Here is a 20,668-nt window from a genome sequence, read left to right as displayed (position 1 = left end):
CAAACGGAGAATAAAAGCAAAATGGGTATAAAACAATCTCTACAGGTCATGGTTGTCGACGATATGTCGGTGAGCAGGGCATTGATTACCAACGCTCTGGAGGAAATTGGAATACTGAACTACCGGGTAGAGAATGACGGTCAGAGTGCTTTGGCTAAACTTGTGGCCCAGCCCTGCCATCTGGTCATCTCAGACTACAACATGCCGAACCTCGATGGGCTCGGATTGCTCAAGGGTCTGCGCGAGCACCGCATTACACAGCGCATCGGATTTATATTGATCACAGGCAATGCCACTGGGGATGTCGTTTCGATCGGTCAAAAATACGGCATGAACAACCTGCTTAGAAAGCCGTTCAGCTCGACACAAATGAAGGATGCAATTCAGCGGGTTGTGGGTGTGCTATGATGTATATTGGCCCTGAAGGCATGCCTGATGATACAGTTGAATTGGCGAAAGAGATGTCCCTGAACGAAGTGCTTGCACGGACATCTCATGAAATAGGCGCTATTCGTGATGCGGTCGGGCAATTAGAAGATTGGCTAATAACTTCGCCGACAGTGATGCGGGACACCGGTGGGCGAAAGTTGCTGCAATCAATCGATCCTATACAGCAATCCCTTGAAGCACTGAGCCGGTTCGTAGGATCGGTTGCTTGTCAGCCTTGCTTGGGCAAGACATCAATCCAGACTGCGCTGACGGTTGTACACCTTGCCGATCTGCGCAACCGCTTGGGGAACCAGATCTGAATTTTATCGCCCTGTACTGCACCTAAGAACAAATTCATCGGGGTTTCCGGACTCTGACCTTCACGAAAAGAGAAAGCTGCAGCAGGCCGGCTAAGATACGCATATTCTAAGAACGAGCATGCGCCTATAAATTGGTGCGGCATTGGTAAGACCCGAAGAGATACTCCCCGAATCTTCAACAGCGGCTTTGCAAGAGAAGGCGCCGATCCATGAGATCGCGCAACGAACCGGCATTTCACACGACGCCATCAAGACGTATCAGAAAGGGGGCACGGTCGAGCCGGAGTTAAACAAACCAGAACAACGAATTCGCGAAAAAGCCAACCACATGGCTGAAGGCGGTAGCTAATAATTTGAGCTACCCCTCCAAATTTGGACACTGACATAAGCTGTATTTTGTACTTTGCCTATCTTCGACACGAAGGAGATCAGAGATGTCGAAACGGAAGCAACATTACCCCTAAAGCAAGGCCACGTTCACGTTGGAGGCCCTGAAAGTGCGGCGAAACACTGAGTTAGCTGGCAAGCCGGTTTGGCGTGCGTCCGACGACGATCCACCACTATAAATGGACGCTACTTGAGGGCGTGTTCGAGCGTGGCGGCTGGAAAGCGCCTGAAGTCAATGAAGAGCAGATTAAAGACCTTTATGTCAAATCGGGGATGTTGGTCGTCGCAAACGACTTTTAGCAAGAAAGCTCAAACCATGGACCGGTAAGTGAAGCGGAAGATGATCGAGCCGAACTTACCGAGCATGTCTGGCAGCAAGCAATTTACGTTACTGTGGATCCACCTGTTGTTTTACTATGACCGAAGTTGGAGACGGCGATGAACCCCGGTCTGATGGGAATGATGGGCCTTATACCGATTTATTAGAAACCCAACACCATTAAGGCCGCCAAGGGGCAAAGGATTCACCCCTGCCTTTTGCGCGGGCTGCGGGTCTATCGGCCCAATCAGGTCTGGAGCGCCAAGGTTACCTATCTGCACCCATCTGACAATGCGGCGCAGAATTCTTTATCTGGTGGCCGTCTTTTGATCGACAGGGTTATGCGCAGCGTGATCCCGCGAGGGGTGGACTGGCACACGCGCAAAGTTTTGACGTGGCACATCTCTAACAGCTGGAAGCAGAATTCTGTGTCGATTCATTGAGTCAAGCCATCCACCAGTTCGGCCGACTGGATACCATGAGTATGGACAGTCATATGATGTTCATCAGTTCTCGGGTGGATTGCCTCAAACACTGATCGACCGTTAGCTCAGTTGATACCGCTTGGCTTTTCGGTTTGGTCTCACCCAAACACCGACTGATCAGACATGTGTGTTTCCTTGGACTTGCGACCGCGCGGGAACACCTTGCGGTGAGGCCTTGTCTCGAAGATGCCGCGTGACCCAACAAAGGCCTGACCATTTGGTCTTATGGCTGGCCTGTCAGTGGATTTTTTTAGACGAAGTAGGTTTGACACTTACGGATAGGATGATCTCACGGCCAAATCCATACAGACCACCCAAGTCTTTGGCGGAGTCGATACGTATTCAGACCTTCATGACGCACCTACTGTTGACGACAACAACTAAGTGCTCGGAACGCAAAACTTCGCCACAGCGCGGCAAGGCTACAGACTGATCTTAACTTGGATGCGGTCCTTCGGAGACTTGCAGCGGATTGGCGTAGAATGCACCTTCGGCTATGGAGCCGGTCACTTGAGATATATTAGGACGCTGGTGTGGATGCTTTAGAGGTCACACCCCAGAAAACCTGGATCGAAGGTTTCAGGCCCAGAACGATGAATTTGATACGCAAAGCGCTGCCTACGCTACCTTCGCCAAACCGACCGGCATGCCCGGTACCTTGGAATCATTGGACTTAACTCCAATCCGACCAATAAAGATCTTTCAATTCTAAGAGGCGAGCGGTCGGAATTTAATGTCACTCATTTCAAAGCACTGCGCGGTAGACCACTCCTGATCCGGGCCCATGTGCCGCAAAACCATAAGATGATATTGATGTCCAATGTTACGTGTTTCGTCCCTTCGGCGGCGTTCATAGGCGGAAGATCTCCCCTTCCGAAGGCAACAAGCCCGAAAGCTGATCGGTTGGTTTACGGTCCGATCAGCTATTGATTTAGCTCTGAAATCTACCGTAGGAGGATGAGCTTATCTAAAAGTCCAACCAATCGCTTGCTGCCGCACCCGCGTGACGTACACCGTTAACGGACTGTTTCATACGTTCTTGCTCAGGTTTTGGCACGACCTTAGTGCTGGCCGTCCGCTTGAATTGGACATGCGCAACATTGGCCGAACGGCCGGATGGTTCGGTCGCAGAAGTGCCCTGTGGGTTCGATGACGTTTTGAACCTGCGCACGAGCTCCTGCAGCCGAGAAGCGTCAAGTTTAAGTGCGTGGCTCGCCGCAGTCGACTCCTCGACCATTGCAGCATTCTGCTGGGTTACCTGATCAAGCTGATTTACCCCGATGTTGATCTCACCGAGTCCCGTAGCCTGCTCGGACGTTCCCGCCGCCATGCTGCGAACCAGCTCTGTGATATGGGTCACACGCTTGGCTATACTGTCCAGAGCTGTCCCTGCCCCACCCACAAGACTCACCCCCCGCTCTACCTGCTTTGTGCTTCCGCTAATCAGGGTTTTTATCTCTTTCGCTGCGTCGGTCGAGCGTTGCGCCAATGCCCGTACCTCGGATGCGACTACAGCAAAGCCCTTACCCGCTTCTCCGGCGCGCGCCGCCTCTACCCCTGCATTCAAGGCCAGTAAATTTGTCTGGAAGGCAATATCATCGATTACTCCAATAATTTGAGAGATCTGATCTGATGACTTTTCAATTTCTGTCATGGCTGCGATTGCGTCACCGACAACTTCTGAGCTCGCCTCTGCTTCGGACTGCGCTTCGAGTACGATGTCCTCAATTGATTTTGCACCCTCAGCCGCTGACTTTACGCTTGCTGTTAATTCGTCCAAAGCTGCCGCTGTTTGCTCAAGTGTGGCCGCTTGATTTTCCGTCCGGTTAGAGAGTTCGTCGGACCCCGATCCGATATCCTCTGCCCCATTGCGGATATTTCCCGCCGCGGTCACAACGTCCTGCATGGCTGCATGCAGCCCAATTACAGTTTGATTGAAATCGTTACGCAGATTTTCATACATTGAAGGAAACTGCGCATCGATGGTCGCAGTCAAATCGCCTTGAGACAGACGGGACAAGTGGTCGCTGATGGTTTCGACAACTTCTTGCTGTTCAAGATCGCGCTGCTTCTGCGCAATTTCCAAGTCGGCCTTTTGTTGCAATGAATTCTGAAAAATATCAAGTTTTTGTGCGATTGTGCCAATCTGGTCGCTTCGCTGTACGTAGGGTATTGTTTCGGTGAAGTCTCCGTTAGCGACATCTTCGATCCGTTTAGCGATCACAGACAATGGTTTGAGCAAAAATGGAATCAGATAAGCCAACAAGAGCGAACCGACTAAGATGATTGCTATGCCTAATATGACGTTGAGTTGCAGATCTGTTGCGATATTTTCACGTATCATCGTTTTATCGACCCCGACATATAGTATCCCGACCACATCTCCACCGCTGTTCAGAATCGGCTGATATATCGTCAAGTAGGGCTTGCCCAAGATCGTCGCCTCTCCCCTGAATGTCTGTTTATTGAGCATTACCGTCCGCACTGGACTTGTCTGCCCCAGCGGGGTACCGATCGCGCGCTCACCATCAGGTTTAACGATATTGGTGCTTCTTCGAATGAAGTCGGCCTGCACAGGGTCCCAGACAAACAATGTTGCAGTCTCTCCCGATATTTCGCCCACCCGGTCAATCAGCTCGTGGCTCTCGAAGGCAGGGATATTGTCCCAAGATACGGATGGGACGTTGCCAGAGCGATCATACGACACAACCATATCGTCGAACTGGTCGGAAAATACTGCTGTCAGGATGCGCATCCCAGTGTCTTGCTGCGCTTGCGCGTTTTGCATCTGCGCCTGGGACCTTCTCATATCCATCACGACGGTCATGGCCGCGAAAAGCAAAAAAGTCACAAGGATCGAGCTAGCGACAAGGCTCGCTCGGAGAGATAGTTTAGACGTTAACCGACGCATATGGAGCTCCAGAATCTTTATTTGACTTCTGGGACTAGATTACGGCTGAAGAATTTAGAAATTGTAAAACGCGCATGAGCGAGCTGTCGGCTCGGCTCTGCTGATGGCGTGGATGCCCCACGCCTACCGGCATTGTAGTGTGCCTAAGAATGCTATTTGAATAGGGCGCCATCTGAGCGGCGATGTTGTCTTGGTGCAGATTGGCTGATTGGCCTGTCCTGTTCGGCCCTTTGTTTTGGCGGAGGGTGGGGTCGAAGCAAGCGGATTTGCAAGGGAACGTTCGTCACGCTGATCTGGTTGATGGCATGAGCCGTCGGGAAGCGGCGCGTATTTTCGGGATCAACCGCCGCACCGTTGAGAAGATGCTGAGATTTTCGATCCCGCCAGGATATCGACGCGATAAAGTGTTACGTCGACCTAAGCTGGATGCGTATACGGGGATTATGGATCAAATCCTCGGGGCAGACAGACTGGTTCCAAAAAAGCAGCGACACACATCAAAGCGGATATTTGAACGACAGCGTGATGAGCATGGCTTTGAAGGCAGCATCACTATTGTGAAGAATTATATCTACGTGGCCAAGCAGCATCAGCGTGAGATGTTTGTGCCACTGACGCATCCGCCGGGTCATGCTCAGGCGGACTGCGATGATGCGCTTGCCATCATTGGCGGGATTGAGCGCAAGACCCACTTTTTCGGGATGGACCTGCCGCATTCGGATGCGTGTTTTGTGAAGGCTTATCTGGCTGACACAACGGAAACATTTTGTGATGCGCATGTCGCTGCGTTCGCATTCTCCGGCGATGTGCCTAAATCGATACTTTACGACAACACACGGATCGCGGTTGCCCGCGGTCGAGCGACGGCCAGCGCAAACGTACCTGCGTGTTCTCATGGCTGGTATCCCGTTATCTGTTTGGGCAGCGGGAACGACAAAGGCAAAGTCGAAGGGATGGTGATATACACCCGCAGGAACTTCATGGTCCCAAAACCTAAATTGGCCAGCTTTGATGATCTTAATGCCTATTTGGCCGAACACCGCTGCAAGCGCATGAACGATAAGCTACGTGGTCACAAAGACACGATTGGGAAGCAGTTTGACGTTGACGTGAACCGACTTCAACACTTGCCAGTTGTTCCCTATGACGCCTGCGGCAAGCAATCCGTGCGGGCCATCTCGTTGTCCCTCATGCGCTATCGCGGCAACAATTACTCGGTTTCCACCACCTACGGCCATCAAGAGGTTCTGGTCTGCGGCTATATATGTGAGCTTGTGACCTGAACCCCTAAAACTCTTCCAGATTTGTGTAGAGTCTGCCCGACAAAAGGACAGATGAATGAAGGCACGATTTTCGGACGAACAGATCATCGCGATAATCAAGGAACAGGTAGCTAGCGAGAAGACGGCTGATATATGTCGGCGGTACGGGATCAGTTAGGCGAAGTTTTACATATACAAATCGAAGTCTGGCGCGATGGAACCATCTGACGCGAAGCAGTTGCGGGCTTTGGAAGACTGGAACGGCAAGCTGAATAAGCTGCTGGCCGAGCAGGTGCTGGACAGCGCTATGTTGCGAGACATCAATTCAAAAAAATGGTGACGTCTGCTGGGAAGAAGCAAGCGGTGGTTAACCTGTGGGACGCGCAGAGTTGGCAGGAAGCGTGCGTTAGGCACAGGAGAGCCAATGGTGCTGCTTCCCTCTCAGGGTTTGCAAGCAACCCCTGAGAGGGAAGTGGATGGCCCGAACCAGCGTTGGTCGTTGGGTTTTGGGTCTGACACGCTGACGGATGAACGTCAGTTTGGCATTCTGGCAGTTGTCGATGCCTACAGTCGCGAGAACTTGGTGCTGGTGGCCGACACTTCGCTGTCAGCGCATCGTACTGTTCGAGAATTGGATCAGATCATCGCTGAACGCTGCATGCCAAAGACGATTGTACCGGACAATTGTACCGAGCTCACGAGCATGGCGATCCCCAAATGGGTTAAGGATACAGGCATCAACTGGCAGTACATCGCGCCCGGAAAGCCCCAACAGAACAGCTTCATTGAAAGCTTCAACAGCAAGCTCAGAGATGAATGCCTCAACGAAACGTTGTTTGATACGTCTAAATATCGCAATTAACCCTGAAAAAACGATTTCCAAGACTGTTATGCTTGTTCAGGTTTTTTTACTGCCCCGCAGTAGCGGATATTCATGACGTTGCAATATATCGCTCATTCAGGCTTACAGCTGAATTGCCGCAGTTCAGCACTCGATCTCGATCATCAGTGCCTCCTCAGAGCTAACCTGAGGTCCGGTTTCAGTCAAAAGCTGACTCCTGTACCTTTTGTCTATTTTCGATAGTTGACATACCCCGCTCAAGTTACGAACCCACACAATGCATACTTTTCGGACCTTAGTTCATGTATGCCAAGGTCCACTTTGACGAACCTATCAACAAACTGTCTTTTTCGGGATGTCCAATGCTATGTTGGATATTAAGAAATTTAAACTTCTCTATTTTTCAGCATCAACTTTTTTAAGTTCAGAAATCAAGCCAATCACTGTCTATAGAGGTATGGCTAGGCTTTTGGTTTACCCGCTTTTGAAAAGAGTCCGGCTCAGCCTGAGGAGCGCTAGCCCGCTTGAATTGAACATGTTGTACGTTCTCATGGTCTCTTGCGTGGATAGCTGACGACCGACCATCTGCGGTCGAACCGGTCTTGAACCCTTGCACCAAATCGTGAAGCCTCGAAGCATCATGTTTCAATGTATGGCTTGCCGCAGTAGATTCTTCAACCATGGCCACATTTTGCTGCGTAACCTGATCGAGTTGGTTAACCCCAATATTAATTTCACCCAAGCCTACGGCTTGCTCAGCTGTTCCGTTCGCTATGTTGCGCACTAGTTCGGTAATTTGTGTCACGCGCTGAGCAATACTACCAAGAGCTCTTCCCGCACCACTTACGAGGTCTACACCACGTTCTACTTGTTTAGCACTGCTTCCAATAAGCGCTTTGATCTCTTTTGATGACTCGGAAGACCGCTGCGCCAAGGCTCTCACTTCGGACGCTACCACTGCAAAGCCTTTGCCCGCTTCTCCAGCGCGCGCTGCCTCTACACCGGCATTCAACGCGAGCAAATTGGTCTGGAAGGCAATATCTTCGATGACGCGGATAATTTGGGAAATGTGTTCGGAAGATTTTTCAATTTCCGTCATCGCTGCGATGGCATCTCCTACAACTTCCCCACTTGCTTCAGCTTCTGACTGTGCTTCGAGTACAATTTTCTCAACTGACTTTGCGCCTTCAGCTGCGGATTTTACGCTTGCTGTCAACTCATCTAGCGCTGCTGCCGTTTGCTCCAACGTAGCAGCCTGATTTTCAGTGCGATTGGACAAATCGTCTGACGCTTGGCTGATTTCGGTTGCACCGTTCTGGATGCTTGCCGACGTTTGGACGACGTCAGACATAATTTTACTTAGTTTCCCAAGCGTTTCATTGAAATCCGTTCGTATATTTTCATAGCCGTCAGGCAGATCTTCGTTAATTTCAGCTGTAAGGTCTCCATTTGCGAGCTCGTTAAGATGTTTCGCAAGAACGCGCATAACACTTTCGACCGAAATCTGGCTTTCCGACGCTATACGTTGGGCTTCCTGAGCAGACTGCGCGTTTGCCTCAGCGGTTTCCCTCTGAAACTGCACATCACGATCAGCCGCCAACCGCTTGTTCATTGTAAAAAGTAACATACCAGTTTCTACAATCACGATAAGTGCATGAAAAACCGTACGGGAAAGATTGCCAAAATCGGCTCCAGTTGGATAAATCAAGCTTGGGAGCAGAAAACTGAATGAGAGATGGTGAACAGCGATCAGTGCCGCGCCAAATAATAATGCACCAGGACTCCCAAGCGTAGAAATAATTGCGAGTATCGCGAAGAACAGCATGTGGGTATCAATCTGCCACGGGTGTCCTTGAAATGCGACAGTCAACAAAACGCAATGCGCAACAAAGCAGAAACTAAGTAAGTATTCGCTCGTGGGCGTAGTCAGACGCGGCGCAAGAAGTGTTAAGGCGCCAGTTAAGAGGCTCATAACCGCGATCGGCAACCAGTTCACGGCATCATTGAGAAAATATGCAGATGCGGCGGGCGCGCCTGTTAAAAAAACACTCAATAAGAGCTGAAGCCCGTAACCTGGCTGTAAAGTCGTTGAATGTGGCTCACTGATATTTGTAATGCTGGTCAACTTACACAAAGCTCCATAATTATTTGCCCATCCAAAACGAACCATGCGCCGTTATCGTAAAGGATCCGTACGCTGTCGTCGGTCTCAATCATTACAAAGACACCAAAGTATCCCTGTATTGGTCCAACTTCGTGAAGATTCGATGTAGCCACGACATTTTTTGCAGATCGGTCCCAAGGCTTTGAAATAACCAGACCGACATTCCCAACTGATGGCGCTAATTGAGTAACGAGCATCAAAACTGGTGTGCAGGCTGATGCAAGCAATCCTAGACAAATTAATGTAACGTTTCGAATTGGCATGGATAAATTTTCACTGACTTGGATTTGTCACGTTTACCTAGGACGCGAACATTAAGATGTGCTGAACGACGGCAGCCTAACGTTGGATAGCTTATTCGGGCATTGGACCTCAAACGTAAGATCATTTAAAAACCATTTGTTCGTTGAACGTATTTGCCTCTAACGTCGTAGCAGGCAGTCGCTACATTGTAGAATTTAGGTAAAGATAGGTTTTTACCCGACATCGGCCGCAAACTATAGCAACGGCCTCTGTCGGTTACCGGGACAAATTTCGCCATGGCTGCTTCCTGCGCCTAACTGCCCCTCATACTTGATCGGCATGGGCGGAGACGCCGCCAGCTATTGATTGGCAGTTTCTTTAAAATTATCTAATAATATTTCTGGTGCAGCAAATTTCAAAAATCTGCCCAAGCATAGTCCCGCCCCCGACCGACATACCAGATCCCAGCAAGATTGGGCTCGTTAGCCGGTCGGCATGACAGTCAATTCAGGAATGTTCGACCGCTCTGGCTGACACAGCGCAAACATCACTGCGTTTGCTACATCTTCGGGTTTGAGCTTGTCCGGCTTAGGTTCGGAAAAGAACCCCGTATCAACCATGCCAGGCGCGATAACGGTACAACGTCCACCCCATTCGCGCATTTCCTGCGCCATATTCCCACCGTAGCCATGTACGAACCACTTTGACGCGCCGTAGATAGAGCCCGGTATATGCACCTTCCCCGCAACAGAACCGGTCAGCACGAGGTGGCCGCGTGTCTTGCGCAGCTCCGGCAGGCTCGCCTTCGCAGTATAAAGGAGTGCCATGATGTTAAGGTCAATCAACTTGCGCCATTCGTCCGGATCTCCGTTCTCGGTCCCCGGCGTGTCAAGGCCTGTGCCCGCGTTAGCAAAAGACCCGTGTAGCCCACCAAAATGCTCAACCGTTGCAGCGATGGCGCCCTGCTGCGCAGCAAGGTTGGTGGCGTCTCCTGACACAACGAGGCTTGCGTCACCCAGTTCGACATGAAGCTCGGCGAGCTTGTCTTCGGACCGGGCCATCAATCCGACATTCCAACCCGCTGCCACCGCCGCACGCGCGGTGGCAGCGCCGATACCGCTTGATGCGCCGGTTATAAAAAGTGTTTTGCGATCTGTCATGGCGTACTCCTTTTCAGTGTAACTTATACCTAAGCCCGCTTGCCCGATAGTCTACCCCCACGAGGCTTAAGCACGCTTCAGCGACCACAGAGCCGCTTGAGCAACCGTCACGATAAGCAGCATTTCGGCCCGTCCTAAGGATCGCCCCAAAAAACCGCTGTCAGAAGCGGGAAGCGTCGAGGAACAGAACGACATTCTCCGAAATCATCGACGAATTCTACTTCGGCCATCCCCTGTGCGACACGCTCAGAAACCTGAAGTTGTCTGATAGCTTGGTACTTAAAAGCCTGTTCTGTCGAAGCTCTATAGAAATACGCTCTCTCTATAAGATATTGTTTCTGATTTGTTTTAATATGAAGAAGTGTATGATGGCTGACGCAATGTCCACTTCTGGGCATATTCCGTCAAATTCTGCAAACCTTCCAAAGAAAGTGCCGAGATGATTTCTCACCCCGGCAGCAATATAGTCATATAAATAGGAGCTCACCCAATCCGATAATTCGGCGACTCCCGCGTTATCTGCACGTCATGCACGTGCGTCACCTTTGACTGTTGAATCCATATTTTTATAAACATATCTCATTCCACTGCATCAGTGCGCATCAGTTGAATCACGTTTAAACTAAGGTTTACACTGGTAAACGGCTGAATAGACGGACACCATTCGCGCTCCAAAACATCTGCGACTTCGGGCACCGGGCTAATTTTCTTGGTCTTATATAGGTCTGCTGTCGGGCTCCCAGCATCGAATAACTAGCGCCTTGTTAGAGCTGAAATATCGAAGTGCCCTATGACCACGGAAATAGCGGCATCGCTTACTCGCTCGTAAGGCACCCATCTTGTTGTTGCGGAGCATGTTTGTCCGAAAAACCTATCCTTCATCGATGTCGGACAGAAATTTGCCTATGCGTTTTGGTAGCACTGCTTTTGTGACTTGATATCCCATTTCCGAGCACCTTTTTCCAGAGCGTACTTCAGCATCGAGCTTGGCGATGCTCACGCGATTGCAGAGCAAACTCAATTTTAAGAAACTTGGCCGTCTTCCAAAACGGCCATTAACGGGGCCTTCATGCACCTGCCGGCGAACGGCAGCTAAGAGCCCGTTTTAACATTTTTCTGCACCATAGCGAATGTTCGGTTTGGAGGAACTCTCAAAAATGGCTTCCGGAAATCCCGATATTCGTTGGGGCGGCCGGTCCATTCCAGTCCGAGCTCGCCCATAGTGACAACGGTATAGGTGTGTGTCTTACTGGGGTAATCAGGAGGTTTAAGGATGGCTGTCATGCATAATTATTCGCTGTTTGAGATGAAAGAAGCAGAGGAAAAGCATGCTTTCATCAATAAGCGCCGCTTTGCTAACTTGATCATAAATGGACCAACAGGTTTGTTAGCTGCCCATATTCCATTGATTTTGTTAGAGAGTGACAATGGTTGGGTGCTGGAAGGGCATGTTGCTCGATCAAACCCTCTTGGCGCTGCCGCACACGATGCGAAGGGTCTCGCTATTTTCAATGGTGCAGATGCCTATGTGGCAGCGGGCTTTTACCCATCCAAGAAGGTGCACGGCAAGGTAGCTCCCACTTGGAACTATCAAGCTGTTCATGCTGCTGGCGTGATGAGCACCTTCTCTGCACAAGATGAACTGGTTTCTCATCTTGTGCGACTGACAGATTTCCTTGAGGCGGACGAACCGAACCCATGGGCGGTAGAAGATTCCCCAGCTGGGTTCACAGAGAAATTGGTGCCCCACATCGTTGGGCTTACAATGCAAGTCGAGACGCTCGAAGGGATTGCGAAGATGAACCAAAATTCTCATGAAACAGATAGGTTGGGTGTCATTAAGGGGCTTTCCGAACGCAATGTGCCGCACGAACAACCCATCCTGGATAGGATGCGCGAAAATGATCGTAAATCAGTGCGCATGTGTCCGCTTAACAGACCTTAAGCCTACCTCCTTGCACCCAAACCTGTTGGTATCTGCAGCGATAGGCGGCTTAGAGACCATTTTGACCGATGCTGCATAGCGCACGGATGACTGCTATCGTGCGCGTATCAAACACCCTCAACAACCTATCTGTTTCGATCGAGATTTAAGGCAACGGGAAATGAGGCGAGGTGAGTATGCTCCAAAAACCAATATTTAGGGAGCATCTCTCAGATCATATGCAAAACCACCCCAGAATAGTATTTTAGACCTCTATTCTGGGGTGTGGGGCAATCAAAGGCATGGTCTTCAACGGCCATAAACGAGTATCTATCGCAATATCTATTTCGTCACAGGCAGCGCTTTTGATACGCTGCTTGGCTCTTTCTTCATGAGCTTTTGGCTGGAAACGGCTTTTCCAGCTTTCCTATTTATGGCTTCGCTTTTTTTGAGCGCATCCTCAAAATCGATAGCGACTTCTCCGGTGTCAGAGCCGGAGCCGCCATGTGCATAGGTACAAGTTCCAGGGCCATTAAACGTCATATAGCCGAGGTTATACTTATCCGCCAACTGCTGACATTCACCTCTGCTGCAACTCCGACAGGCCATTGCGCTGGCCACTACTGGAGCTAACAAAATGCCCAGCGTTGAGGTGATAAAAATAAATTTCTGATAGGTTTTCATTATAATTTCCTTTGTTGTTTAACATGCCCATAATGCGATGAGGCGTGCTTGTTATGCAATAACAGGCTTTATTGATGGCGCGGATACCCCTCCCGAGGGCATCGCAATGTGCCATGGCGGTGGGTGTTAAAGCCATAACAAAAGGAAGGAGCACCCATGTCCGAATTTACTATGAGCGGCCATTGGTCCAGCCGCAGCGAAAGCCCGCTTCGTCCGCATAGGAAACCTTGGCACTAACCGCAGCGAATGGCTGCTCTCGTCTGTCTGAGTGCTTACGACATCGGTCATGTTGGGTTTGAACATACGGTCGATTTCATGCATCAGTTTCTGCGTCTCCGCATTCACGCCAACTGGCGTGTAGTACAGCGACGATCGGCTGATCTTCAGTAACTTGCTCTTTTTGGTCAGACTTAAATCCGTACGGTCTCGGTTGATCATTTGTTTGCGTTCCGTCGGGCTCATCGCTTCTGCCCTTGTGACAAAAAATCGTTCTCGACCGCCAGCTTCCCGATCTTGGCATGCAGATCGTTGACTTCAGCCTCGTTGTCCTCAGCCCGCCGGACCTTATCGGAAAATACCCAGGTCAGCCCATCATCGCCTGCCGCTGCCACGTCGTCACCTGCGTTGGATAAACCTTGTGCCTGGCTGCAAACTCTTGCGCCGTCTTGTCTCCACACAGCGCTTAGAGCGCAACAGTAGCTTTGAACTTGTCTGAAAAACTGCGCCTCTTCGTCATTTCTGTATCCTGTCTTTAAGGTTGGACACATCTTAGCACGCTGTCCAGTTTTGCCGGACCACTTCATAGTTCGGCCGCAGCATTCTCGAAATCTGGTGCGCCGTCATTCGTCTTAGACTGAAAAAGGACTCGAATTGAGTCTTGGCCAAACCGGGATCATCTCGCAAATGTTGCCAGCAGGATATCAATGGTTTTTTCTGATTGGCCCAGCAAGCCAAGTGCTTCGGCCTCAAAATGTTGGACCAGCGGTACAACAGCGTCAACATCGATCCAGGACCGAACAAACATAGCACTCAAGTCTTGACTGATGGCTGTCGGGGCAATGTAAACAACAAGCGATTGCAAACCAGAATTTGCAAGTCGTTCCGCTTTTTCGGCCTGCATCTTCATAAACTGAACATGGTCTTTTTCGAAACCAGTGATCCCACTCATATCAACCAGTTGCTTTTGCCCTGCAGAATATTCTGGATGCGAAAGATAGGATTTTGTGGCGAATAAGGTATCTTCGATAGTAACTTTGCCAGAGTATCGGACGACAACGAGGCCGCGTTCCGGTAAAATAATTAACTCAACAGGCATGGCTTCTACTCATCCAATCTGGTGGTCGCGAACACACTACATCAGCCATAACTGATCATGAAACAAAAACGACGACATGCAGCATTTCCGCCGAAGTACTTCAACTTCTGACCCATCGCTGCTGTTGCCCTCTCTGGGTCATGCCGAACTGCGGCCCGACATTGCGGACTTTCGCTGCCACTGCGGAATATGATGCATAACGAATTCACAGTCTGCGGACTCAGTGAGCTTTGGCTGCGGCTGCGCGAAGGGCGGCTTCAGGAAAAATTGTAAGGCGGCGTCACCGCTTTGTAAGCGACCGAATGAAGGTTGGGACATTTCGGGCGTCCACGGTTGCTTCGCGGACAAGCCAGTCAAAATGACTTGAGAGAGACTTAACGCGCTCAACTTCACGAAATGCGAGGTAGCATTGTCCAATATATACGACAGCCAAGTTTGGACCAAAAACTGTGACAGGTGAGCTGAACACCCTATGCGCGTCGAATAAGAAAATCCGCAACCTCGGAAACATCTGATCGCACTGATCGGCTATAAAGTCCAATTGTTCATGTCTGATGCTCTCATCAACACCGCTGTAGTATGCCGTTCCAGCTGCGCAAGCCTCGATTTCGTGAATAGGAAGGGCTATTTCATAATCAGAAACGCCTGAAGACAGCCATTCGAGTTGATCCTGCATCGCATCATATGCCTCGGGCAAACGTCGTTCCTGCACGGATGCATATTCCCACTCCAACATGCTTTTTGTCTTTAGAATATCTGGTAAAGTTGCGGGGACATGGCGAACTTTGTAACCCGCTGCCTCACGATGCCATTCAAGAAGTTGTTCATCTGCTGACGTACGCTCGGCAGGGCTAAGAGACAACGCGGCGGCAACTATGTCGCCGGGGGTTTCCGGCCTATTTGTCAGACCAAGTAGCCAGTCTGTGCTCACGCCCAACGCATCTGCAGCATCCGCTGCCAATTGTGCGTTTGGCAGGCGCGGATGATCGTTTTTGAGGAGCTGACCGATGGTTGAACGATCCACTTTCGTTTCTCTGGACAAGGCACTTTTGGTCAGACCCTTGCACAACATCGCTTCCTCCAAGCGATTTCGGAAAATGTTTGCGCGATGTCGCTTGTCCATTCAAATCCTTTTTGCAGCCCCAATACTACAATATGGAGCAAACGCAGCAAATTCACATAATGTCCATACAACTAAATCCGCGATAGCTCAGTGGAAGTTCAATACACTTAGAGGAGCCCCAAATGGACAGCAAAATCAGACTCTTTGCCAAGGCTGTAACTTGGCAAGTCGCTGGATTCTTCTCAATGATGCTGATTGGGTTTCTTTTTACGGGATCAGTTACAGCAAGCGGGGGCATCGCCTTTTTTGGAGCAGTCGTAGGCTTCGCTTCATATTTCGTGCACGAGTTGTTTTGGTCGAGGATCTCTTGGGGGAGAGGCCTTGTCTATTTTGTAGGCAAATGACCACCTGCCACAACCTCGGTCAGGTTCAGCAAGGTTTAGCCCACCAAGAATAAGCGGCCGTTAGCTGCAATACAGCAAAGCGGTAATGGTGGGCTCTCTCCCGTCGTTCGCCGCAGTCTGCACGAAGGTCCGCTGTCGGGAAACGGGTCAAAAGTTTGCAAGGCTTACTATCTGCGCACAGCCGACCATGGCGTGCAGCGCAGCATGGGGTTTCGGTCTGCTACGACTTGAATGGCCGCTTTTGCAATTCTGGCACAGAACCTTCGCAGACGCAGCTAAGGTCCGGTTTCCGCAAGAAGGAGACATCCAGCGATCACATCGGATGCTGCAGTGTGGCGGACTTTCCTGTCAATCGCGTCACCAATTCGATTGTCCGCTTTAGCGATGACAACGAACCAACATCGCCCTACCGTTGGGGCATGAAACCTAAAATTCCGGCCTTATGTATCAAACGCACCAAGCGGGTGTGAGCGATGATTAAGACTCCACAAATTAAAATTGGTCACTCATTATTGGCGCAATGGTTGGATTTTGCAAAAAATGGGTTTTACGATTCTACGGGGTGCTTGGTTTTTTGCTTCTTATCGTTGGATTTTCAGGTGTCCCCGGCGATATCGACCAGTGGTATGTTTGGATTGCTGCCGTGGTAGAAAATCCAACCATCCAGAAGTGGGCTGAGTTTGCGGCTGACGCTGCACAACTTATAAATGAGCCAATAGTAAGGATCGCATTGGGGGCTATAGGTCTAATCGCGATTGCTTGGCCTATGCAGCGATTTTTGCGGCTGCGGTACAAAGTGAAAATTTGGGGAAGATCTAAAATGTCAGAAGATGTGTGGGTGTCACATGAGGAAGCTATACGGGAGATTCAGGAGTCTGAATGGGGGGAATTGCGAGAGCCTTATACTTACGAAACGCGATCAATCGTAGACACAGGGGCGCTGTTTGCAGCGTTGAATCATAAGCACACTGTCTCGGGCATGTCGCCCGAGAGAAAGGCGGCAAGGAAGTTTAAGATATACATTGAAGCGACATTGAGAGCGTTTCATAGAAATAATCCCGAGGCCGTCAGGCAGAGCAAAGAGGGGACAAGCGAAACTGAGCTCAATACATTAAGGGCTTTTTTGCAGGAAGCTTTAGACCGAGAGATCATTGATGAAATCGGTCACGTCCCAAACATTAAAATAACCTGACATCCTGAACGTTAATAGCGGTCAGGCTTTGCAACAAGAACGCAGCGCTAAACTTCCCTCGCGAAAGCTTGTTACGGATGTTTACCTCTTTTTCTCCAATCAACTCTGAAAGCTGGGCATACGTCACACCTTTGCGCTTCAGTTCAGCCTTGAGCAAGTTAGCCGCCTTGGTTTCCCATTCGTTTTGTTCTGCCATGTGTCACCTACATAAATAAAAGTATCATAATCATTACATAAGGTATTGCATTCGCTACGTCTACGTATTAAATTCATTACATAGGTAATGAAAGAGATACACAATGGCACAGCACTTTCTTCTATCAGCGGCATCACGCACACTCAGCCTTCGCAGCATCTACAAAGCTGGCGAAGCGGCAGCGCATGATACGTTCTGTAAGATGCGCTGGCCCGAGACAGACGGCGAAGCCATTTGCCCACAGTGCAGCCACGGTGAAACGTACAAGATCACTACGCGCCGCAAGTTTAAGTGCAAGAACTGCCACCACCAGTTTAGCGTCACGTCTGGCACGATATTTGCATCGCGCAAGATGGACTTCGTTGATCTGTTGGCCGCGATATGCCTGATCGTGAACGCTTCCAAGGGTATGAGCATGGTGCAGCTTTCCCGCGATATCGACTGTCAGTATAAGACGGCCTTCGTGCTGGCACACAAACTGCGTGAGGCTATCTCGCGTGAGGTCCAGACGGGCGAAGTGCTGGAAGGCCATGTTGAGATTGATGGTGCATATTTTGGTGGCCACATCCGCCCGCACAACGAAAAGGCTAAGCGCGTTGATCGTCGCCTCAAGGAACACCAGACAGGCACACGTCGCGTTGTGGTGGCCCTGCGTGAGCGTACAGGCCGTACACTGCCCTTCGTTGCAATGACCGAAGGCGAAGGCGTAGCGCTGGCAAACGAGAACGTATCCCGCATGGCAACCATGTCCGCAGACGAAGCGTCACACTGGGATATCCTGCACATGGGCTTCAACGTAGACCGCGTGAACCACTCCGAGATTTACAGCGACCATGGCAAGCACACCAACATGGTGGAGTCGTTCTTCTCACGTCTGCGCAACATGATCCAAGGCCAGCACCACGGCGTATCGACTAAGTACCTGCACCAGTACGCGAACCACGCTGCATGGCTGGAAGACAACCGCCGCACCGACAACGGCACACTGGCGCGCATCGTTGTGTCTAGTGCGATGGACGCGCCTGTGTCGCGTAACTGGAAAGGCTACTGGCAGCGGGCGGCGTAACCGCCCGCCAACTTACTTAGAATGAAGCGCGGGCGATTGCTTCACTGCCAACGTGCCTCTTGCCTTTTAGAACTTCGTTTACTCGTCCTTGATTTACATCAAAGAACGCAGCAATTCGGTTCTGAAACTCGCCCTTCAAATAGCGCCTCCAAACCTCTACGGCATCGTCAAAAGTTAGTCGGTAGCATGGTCGTCTAAAATCAAGTGGCATTGCACTTTCCTTCTGAAAGTGCCGCCTGATCGCTTGACTAGATTCACGTAAAGTGTCACAACTTTACTTGCTTAATACGCTAATCACGCCATCAGACGGCGGGTTAAGAGCCACAAAACCTTGGCCGGTTTTGTGGCTCATTCTTTTTGTAGCACTACATGAGCGATTCGGAAAGCCAAAACCATGTCAATACCCCATTGTCCGCACCAAAGAGGCCCGTACAGCCTCGCATTGCTTTTTGGCTAGGTAAGGCCGAACAATACAATGTTCGCTTCTGTGTGGCCACACAGGCTAGAATTTGGGATGTTCTTCTAATGTCCACAAACACCCATCCGGCCCGAAGTCCTGCACCACATGCCCATCCTTCTGCGCTCGCTGCAAGGCGTCACGCGCCCGCTTTAACACATCGGCGTGCATATCATCGCCCCAGCCCTTATCCGCAATGATCTGGGCTGCAATCGCATCATCATCCGCAGGGGCTTCCCGCAGCATCTTGATGATGGTCAGCTTCAATTCATTGCGCCCAAATAGCTGCTTGTACTTGCCGCGCGGCGCTATGGCCTTCGGGTCGTCCTCATAGCCGCATAGCACCAGCGCGCGGTCTATGGCGTCCAGATCGGCCTTGAGCGTGTCAGCGGCCTTCTGCGCGACCTTGTGCTGGCCTGCTATCTCGCCGCGTTTTTTGATTAGTCCAGATAATGTGTGTTCCATGCGAGGAATCTAGCTGATATTGTTGGTTAAATCTTGGTGCGTTTGATACATAAGGCCGTAAAATTCTCACAACCCTGCCCAGCTACACACGGGCGCTCTTGGCTCAAGACGCGATAGCGGGCGTGACCGTGGCCATGGTGGCCTTGCCGCTTAGTCTTGCTATTGCCATCGCATCAGGAGCTGACCCTTCAAAGGGTCTGATAACGGCAATTGTTGCGGGTTTCCTGATCTCGCTTCTGGGGGGGAGTCGCGTACAGATTGGCGGTCCGACGGGAGCCTTCATTGTGGTCGTGTTCGGAGTGGTTGCGGAACATGGATACGACGGCTTGGTCCTGGCCACTTTCATGGCCGGTCTCATTCTGCTTGTCGCGGGCTATTTCCGTGCGGGAAACCTTATCCGACTGATACCGGAACCGGTCATAAATGGCTTCACAATCGGGATCGCCGTCATCATCGCAACAAGTCAGCTCAAGGACCTTTTTGGACTGACGGTTGACGCGGTCCCGGCGGAGTTTCTTGCAAAGATTGAAGTGCTTTGGGCAGCACGGCCTACCCTATCGGTAGCCTCTGCATTGATCGGACTTGCGACCATGATCTTGATCGTGTTTTTCCGCCGCGCGGCGCCAAAACTTCCGGGACTAATTGCTGCGGTCGCCGCCACGTCAGCCATCGTTTCATTGGTCGATTTGCCGGTGGATACGATCCAATCGCGGTTCGGCGATCTTCCCAACACCCTGCCTTGGCCCGCGATGCCTGAAATAGGTTTCGACAGGATCGTTGAATTGCTGCCCTCCGCGCTGATAATCGCGTTTCTTGCTGGTGTCGAATCTTTGCTGTCTGCCATGGTGGCCGACCGTATGATCAGCGGCAGGCACCGCCCAAACGCCGAGCTATTGGCGCAAGGTGCGGCAAATATCGGATCGTCCCTGTTCGGCGGGATGCCCGCGACGGGGGCGATTGCCCGAACTGCGACTAACATCCGAGCTGGTGGCAAGACCCCGGTGGCCGGATTGATCCACGCGCTGACAATTATGATCGTTATGCTCTTGGCATCAAAGCTTGTTGGATATATGGCCATGCCAGCCTTGGCGGGGCTGTTGATCTTAACCGCTTGGAACATGAGCGAGCCGCACAAGTGGAGAAGTTATGCAGCAGAGCGCAAATCCGACGTGTTCCTTTTATTGTTAACTCTGACTCTGACGGTTCTCGCTGATCTGACCGTCGCAATCGGTGTCGGTGTAGCATTGGGTCTGGCTATGCGGATGCTGCGCCGCGATGTCCCACCGTCCGAATGGTCCGAACCGGATCGATAGGTTGCGAAGCACTCTTACCATCTTGGGAAACCTTCCTTTGGTCTGCTCCGCAGCATTTGACAAATTGG

Annotated in this window: 21 protein-coding genes and 1 pseudogene; 13 read left to right on the top strand and 9 right to left on the bottom strand. The window is 50.8% G+C overall.

Going from position 1 to position 20,668, the window contains the following annotated elements:
* Window positions 1-21: 21 nt before the first annotated feature.
* From C8N30_RS12665 to C8N30_RS19365, 4 genes are all read left to right on the top strand, one after another.
* Window positions 22-408 (top strand): response regulator, encoded by a 387-nt coding sequence (locus tag C8N30_RS12665; RefSeq protein WP_025062416.1) that lies wholly within the window; start codon window positions 22-24, stop codon window positions 406-408.
* The gene (locus C8N30_RS12660) at window positions 408-749 is read left to right on the top strand and encodes a hypothetical protein (RefSeq protein WP_025062417.1); all 342 of its coding nucleotides are present in this window, start codon (window positions 408-410) and stop codon (window positions 747-749) included. The genes C8N30_RS12665 and C8N30_RS12660 overlap by 1 nt, the downstream gene beginning before the upstream one ends.
* A gap of 142 nt (window positions 750-891) precedes the next feature.
* A complete protein-coding gene (locus C8N30_RS19205; protein ID WP_147419701.1) occupies window positions 892-1,098 on the top strand; it encodes a hypothetical protein in 207 nt (68 codons plus the stop codon).
* A gap of 188 nt (window positions 1,099-1,286) precedes the next feature.
* Window positions 1,287-1,436: a hypothetical protein gene (locus tag C8N30_RS19365; RefSeq protein ID WP_156949568.1), complete on the top strand. Its 150-nt coding sequence runs from the start codon at window positions 1,287-1,289 to the stop codon at window positions 1,434-1,436.
* A 1,471-nt stretch (window positions 1,437-2,907) separates the two neighbouring features.
* Here the strand turns inward: C8N30_RS19365 and C8N30_RS19885 are convergent.
* Window positions 2,908-4,728 carry a methyl-accepting chemotaxis protein gene (locus tag C8N30_RS19885; protein WP_025062418.1) on the bottom strand — a complete coding sequence of 607 codons (1,821 nt, stop codon included), beginning with the start codon at window positions 4,726-4,728 and terminating at the stop codon, window positions 2,908-2,910.
* Window positions 4,729-5,156: 428 nt separating this feature from the next.
* On the opposite strand from C8N30_RS19885, the gene istA reads away from it, so the two are divergent.
* From istA to C8N30_RS19515, 4 genes and pseudogenes are all read left to right on the top strand, one after another.
* Entirely contained in the window at window positions 5,157-6,134 is a 978-nt protein-coding gene (gene istA / locus C8N30_RS12650) for an IS21 family transposase (RefSeq protein ID WP_170151175.1), read from the top strand.
* A gap of 55 nt (window positions 6,135-6,189) precedes the next feature.
* The gene (locus C8N30_RS19960; protein ID WP_084273590.1) at window positions 6,190-6,291 is read left to right on the top strand and encodes a transposase; all 102 of its coding nucleotides are present in this window, start codon (window positions 6,190-6,192) and stop codon (window positions 6,289-6,291) included.
* 36 nt (window positions 6,292-6,327) lie between these two features.
* Window positions 6,328-6,453, top strand: a complete 126-nt coding sequence (locus C8N30_RS19820) for a hypothetical protein (protein WP_269667561.1) — start codon at window positions 6,328-6,330, stop codon at window positions 6,451-6,453.
* 42 nt (window positions 6,454-6,495) lie between these two features.
* Window positions 6,496-6,957, top strand: a pseudogene (locus C8N30_RS19515) (integrase core domain-containing protein); the annotation flags it as partial.
* A gap of 421 nt (window positions 6,958-7,378) precedes the next feature.
* On the opposite strand, the gene C8N30_RS12640 reads toward C8N30_RS19515, so the two are convergent.
* Both C8N30_RS12640 and C8N30_RS12635 read right to left on the bottom strand, forming a co-directional pair.
* Window positions 7,379-9,124 (bottom strand): methyl-accepting chemotaxis protein, encoded by a 1,746-nt coding sequence (locus tag C8N30_RS12640; RefSeq protein ID WP_084273591.1) that lies wholly within the window; start codon window positions 9,122-9,124, stop codon window positions 7,379-7,381.
* 719 nt (window positions 9,125-9,843) lie between these two features.
* Window positions 9,844-10,521, bottom strand: coding sequence for an SDR family oxidoreductase (locus C8N30_RS12635; RefSeq protein WP_025062422.1), 678 nt, complete (start codon window positions 10,519-10,521; stop codon window positions 9,844-9,846).
* A 1,282-nt stretch (window positions 10,522-11,803) separates the two neighbouring features.
* Between C8N30_RS12635 and C8N30_RS12630 the strand changes: the two genes are divergently transcribed.
* On the top strand, window positions 11,804-12,466 hold the full coding sequence (locus C8N30_RS12630; protein WP_025062423.1) for an FMN-binding negative transcriptional regulator: 663 nt from the start codon (window positions 11,804-11,806) through the stop codon (window positions 12,464-12,466).
* A gap of 321 nt (window positions 12,467-12,787) precedes the next feature.
* Here C8N30_RS12630 and C8N30_RS12625 read toward each other — a convergent pair whose 3' ends face one another.
* The 4 genes from C8N30_RS12625 to C8N30_RS12610 all read right to left on the bottom strand — a co-directional run bounded on the left by C8N30_RS12625 (window position 12,788) and on the right by C8N30_RS12610 (window position 15,567).
* Window positions 12,788-13,129 carry a hypothetical protein gene (locus C8N30_RS12625; protein ID WP_025062424.1) on the bottom strand — a complete coding sequence of 114 codons (342 nt, stop codon included), beginning with the start codon at window positions 13,127-13,129 and terminating at the stop codon, window positions 12,788-12,790.
* Window positions 13,130-13,587: 458 nt separating this feature from the next.
* Complete coding sequence (locus tag C8N30_RS19355; RefSeq protein WP_156949570.1) at window positions 13,588-13,740, bottom strand: hypothetical protein; 153 nt, start codon at window positions 13,738-13,740, stop codon at window positions 13,588-13,590.
* A 281-nt stretch (window positions 13,741-14,021) separates the two neighbouring features.
* Window positions 14,022-14,444, bottom strand: coding sequence for a hypothetical protein (locus C8N30_RS12615; RefSeq protein WP_025062426.1), 423 nt, complete (start codon window positions 14,442-14,444; stop codon window positions 14,022-14,024).
* A gap of 280 nt (window positions 14,445-14,724) precedes the next feature.
* Window positions 14,725-15,567: a helix-turn-helix domain-containing protein gene (locus C8N30_RS12610; RefSeq protein WP_025062427.1), complete on the bottom strand. Its 843-nt coding sequence runs from the start codon at window positions 15,565-15,567 to the stop codon at window positions 14,725-14,727.
* 122 nt (window positions 15,568-15,689) lie between these two features.
* Between C8N30_RS12610 and C8N30_RS12605 the strand changes: the two genes are divergently transcribed.
* Entirely contained in the window at window positions 15,690-15,911 is a 222-nt protein-coding gene (locus C8N30_RS12605; protein WP_025062428.1) for a DUF2061 domain-containing protein, read from the top strand.
* A 520-nt stretch (window positions 15,912-16,431) separates the two neighbouring features.
* The gene (locus C8N30_RS12600; protein WP_025062429.1) at window positions 16,432-17,103 is read left to right on the top strand and encodes a hypothetical protein; all 672 of its coding nucleotides are present in this window, start codon (window positions 16,432-16,434) and stop codon (window positions 17,101-17,103) included.
* Here the strand turns inward: C8N30_RS12600 and C8N30_RS12595 are convergent.
* Window positions 17,090-17,299: a DUF6471 domain-containing protein gene (locus C8N30_RS12595; RefSeq protein WP_025062430.1), complete on the bottom strand. Its 210-nt coding sequence runs from the start codon at window positions 17,297-17,299 to the stop codon at window positions 17,090-17,092. The genes C8N30_RS12600 and C8N30_RS12595 overlap by 14 nt on opposite strands.
* A 103-nt stretch (window positions 17,300-17,402) precedes the next feature.
* Here C8N30_RS12595 and C8N30_RS12590 point away from each other — a divergent pair, with 103 nt between their 5' ends.
* Window positions 17,403-18,365, top strand: coding sequence for an IS1595 family transposase (locus tag C8N30_RS12590; RefSeq protein WP_025062431.1), 963 nt, complete (start codon window positions 17,403-17,405; stop codon window positions 18,363-18,365).
* Window positions 18,366-18,867: 502 nt separating this feature from the next.
* Here the strand turns inward: C8N30_RS12590 and C8N30_RS12580 are convergent.
* The gene (locus C8N30_RS12580) at window positions 18,868-19,287 is read right to left on the bottom strand and encodes a hypothetical protein (RefSeq protein WP_025062433.1); all 420 of its coding nucleotides are present in this window, start codon (window positions 19,285-19,287) and stop codon (window positions 18,868-18,870) included.
* A 98-nt stretch (window positions 19,288-19,385) separates the two neighbouring features.
* On the opposite strand from C8N30_RS12580, the gene C8N30_RS12575 reads away from it, so the two are divergent.
* Window positions 19,386-20,600, top strand: coding sequence for a SulP family inorganic anion transporter (locus tag C8N30_RS12575; protein WP_025062434.1), 1,215 nt, complete (start codon window positions 19,386-19,388; stop codon window positions 20,598-20,600).
* The last annotated feature ends 68 nt before the right edge of the window (window positions 20,601-20,668 follow it).

Origin of the sequence: Sulfitobacter guttiformis (genome assembly GCF_003610455.1) — a bacterium.
Classification (GTDB): Bacteria; Pseudomonadota; Alphaproteobacteria; order Rhodobacterales; family Rhodobacteraceae; genus Sulfitobacter; species Sulfitobacter guttiformis.
Note: the sequence above shows the minus strand (reverse complement) of the source record. Positions and strands in the feature narration are given on the sequence as shown.

Bases quoted from the DNA above. Each gene is read 5' to 3' on its own strand.
- C8N30_RS12665 (WP_025062416.1), top strand. From the start codon at position 22: ATGGGTATAAAACAATCTCTACAGGTCATGGTTGTCGACGATATGTCG.
- C8N30_RS12660 (WP_025062417.1), top strand. From the start codon at position 408: ATGTATATTGGCCCTGAAGGCATGCCTGATGATACAGTTGAATTGGCG.
- C8N30_RS19885 (WP_025062418.1), bottom strand. From the start codon at position 4,728: ATGCAAAACGCGCAAGCGCAGCAAGACACTGGGATGCGCATCCTGACA.
- istA (WP_170151175.1), top strand. From the start codon at position 5,157: ATGAGCCGTCGGGAAGCGGCGCGTATTTTCGGGATCAACCGCCGCACC.
- C8N30_RS19960 (WP_084273590.1), top strand. From the start codon at position 6,190: ATGAAGGCACGATTTTCGGACGAACAGATCATCGCGATAATCAAGGAA.
- C8N30_RS19820 (WP_269667561.1), top strand. From the start codon at position 6,328: ATGGAACCATCTGACGCGAAGCAGTTGCGGGCTTTGGAAGACTGGAAC.
- C8N30_RS12640 (WP_084273591.1), bottom strand. From the start codon at position 9,124: ATGGTTCGTTTTGGATGGGCAAATAATTATGGAGCTTTGTGTAAGTTG.
- C8N30_RS12635 (WP_025062422.1), bottom strand. From the start codon at position 10,521: ATGACAGATCGCAAAACACTTTTTATAACCGGCGCATCAAGCGGTATC.
- C8N30_RS12630 (WP_025062423.1), top strand. From the start codon at position 11,804: ATGCATAATTATTCGCTGTTTGAGATGAAAGAAGCAGAGGAAAAGCAT.
- C8N30_RS12625 (WP_025062424.1), bottom strand. From the start codon at position 13,129: ATGAAAACCTATCAGAAATTTATTTTTATCACCTCAACGCTGGGCATT.
- C8N30_RS12615 (WP_025062426.1), bottom strand. From the start codon at position 14,444: ATGCCTGTTGAGTTAATTATTTTACCGGAACGCGGCCTCGTTGTCGTC.
- C8N30_RS12610 (WP_025062427.1), bottom strand. From the start codon at position 15,567: ATGGACAAGCGACATCGCGCAAACATTTTCCGAAATCGCTTGGAGGAA.
- C8N30_RS12605 (WP_025062428.1), top strand. From the start codon at position 15,690: ATGGACAGCAAAATCAGACTCTTTGCCAAGGCTGTAACTTGGCAAGTC.
- C8N30_RS12600 (WP_025062429.1), top strand. From the start codon at position 16,432: ATGGTTGGATTTTGCAAAAAATGGGTTTTACGATTCTACGGGGTGCTT.
- C8N30_RS12595 (WP_025062430.1), bottom strand. From the start codon at position 17,299: ATGGCAGAACAAAACGAATGGGAAACCAAGGCGGCTAACTTGCTCAAG.
- C8N30_RS12590 (WP_025062431.1), top strand. From the start codon at position 17,403: ATGGCACAGCACTTTCTTCTATCAGCGGCATCACGCACACTCAGCCTT.
- C8N30_RS12580 (WP_025062433.1), bottom strand. From the start codon at position 19,287: ATGGAACACACATTATCTGGACTAATCAAAAAACGCGGCGAGATAGCA.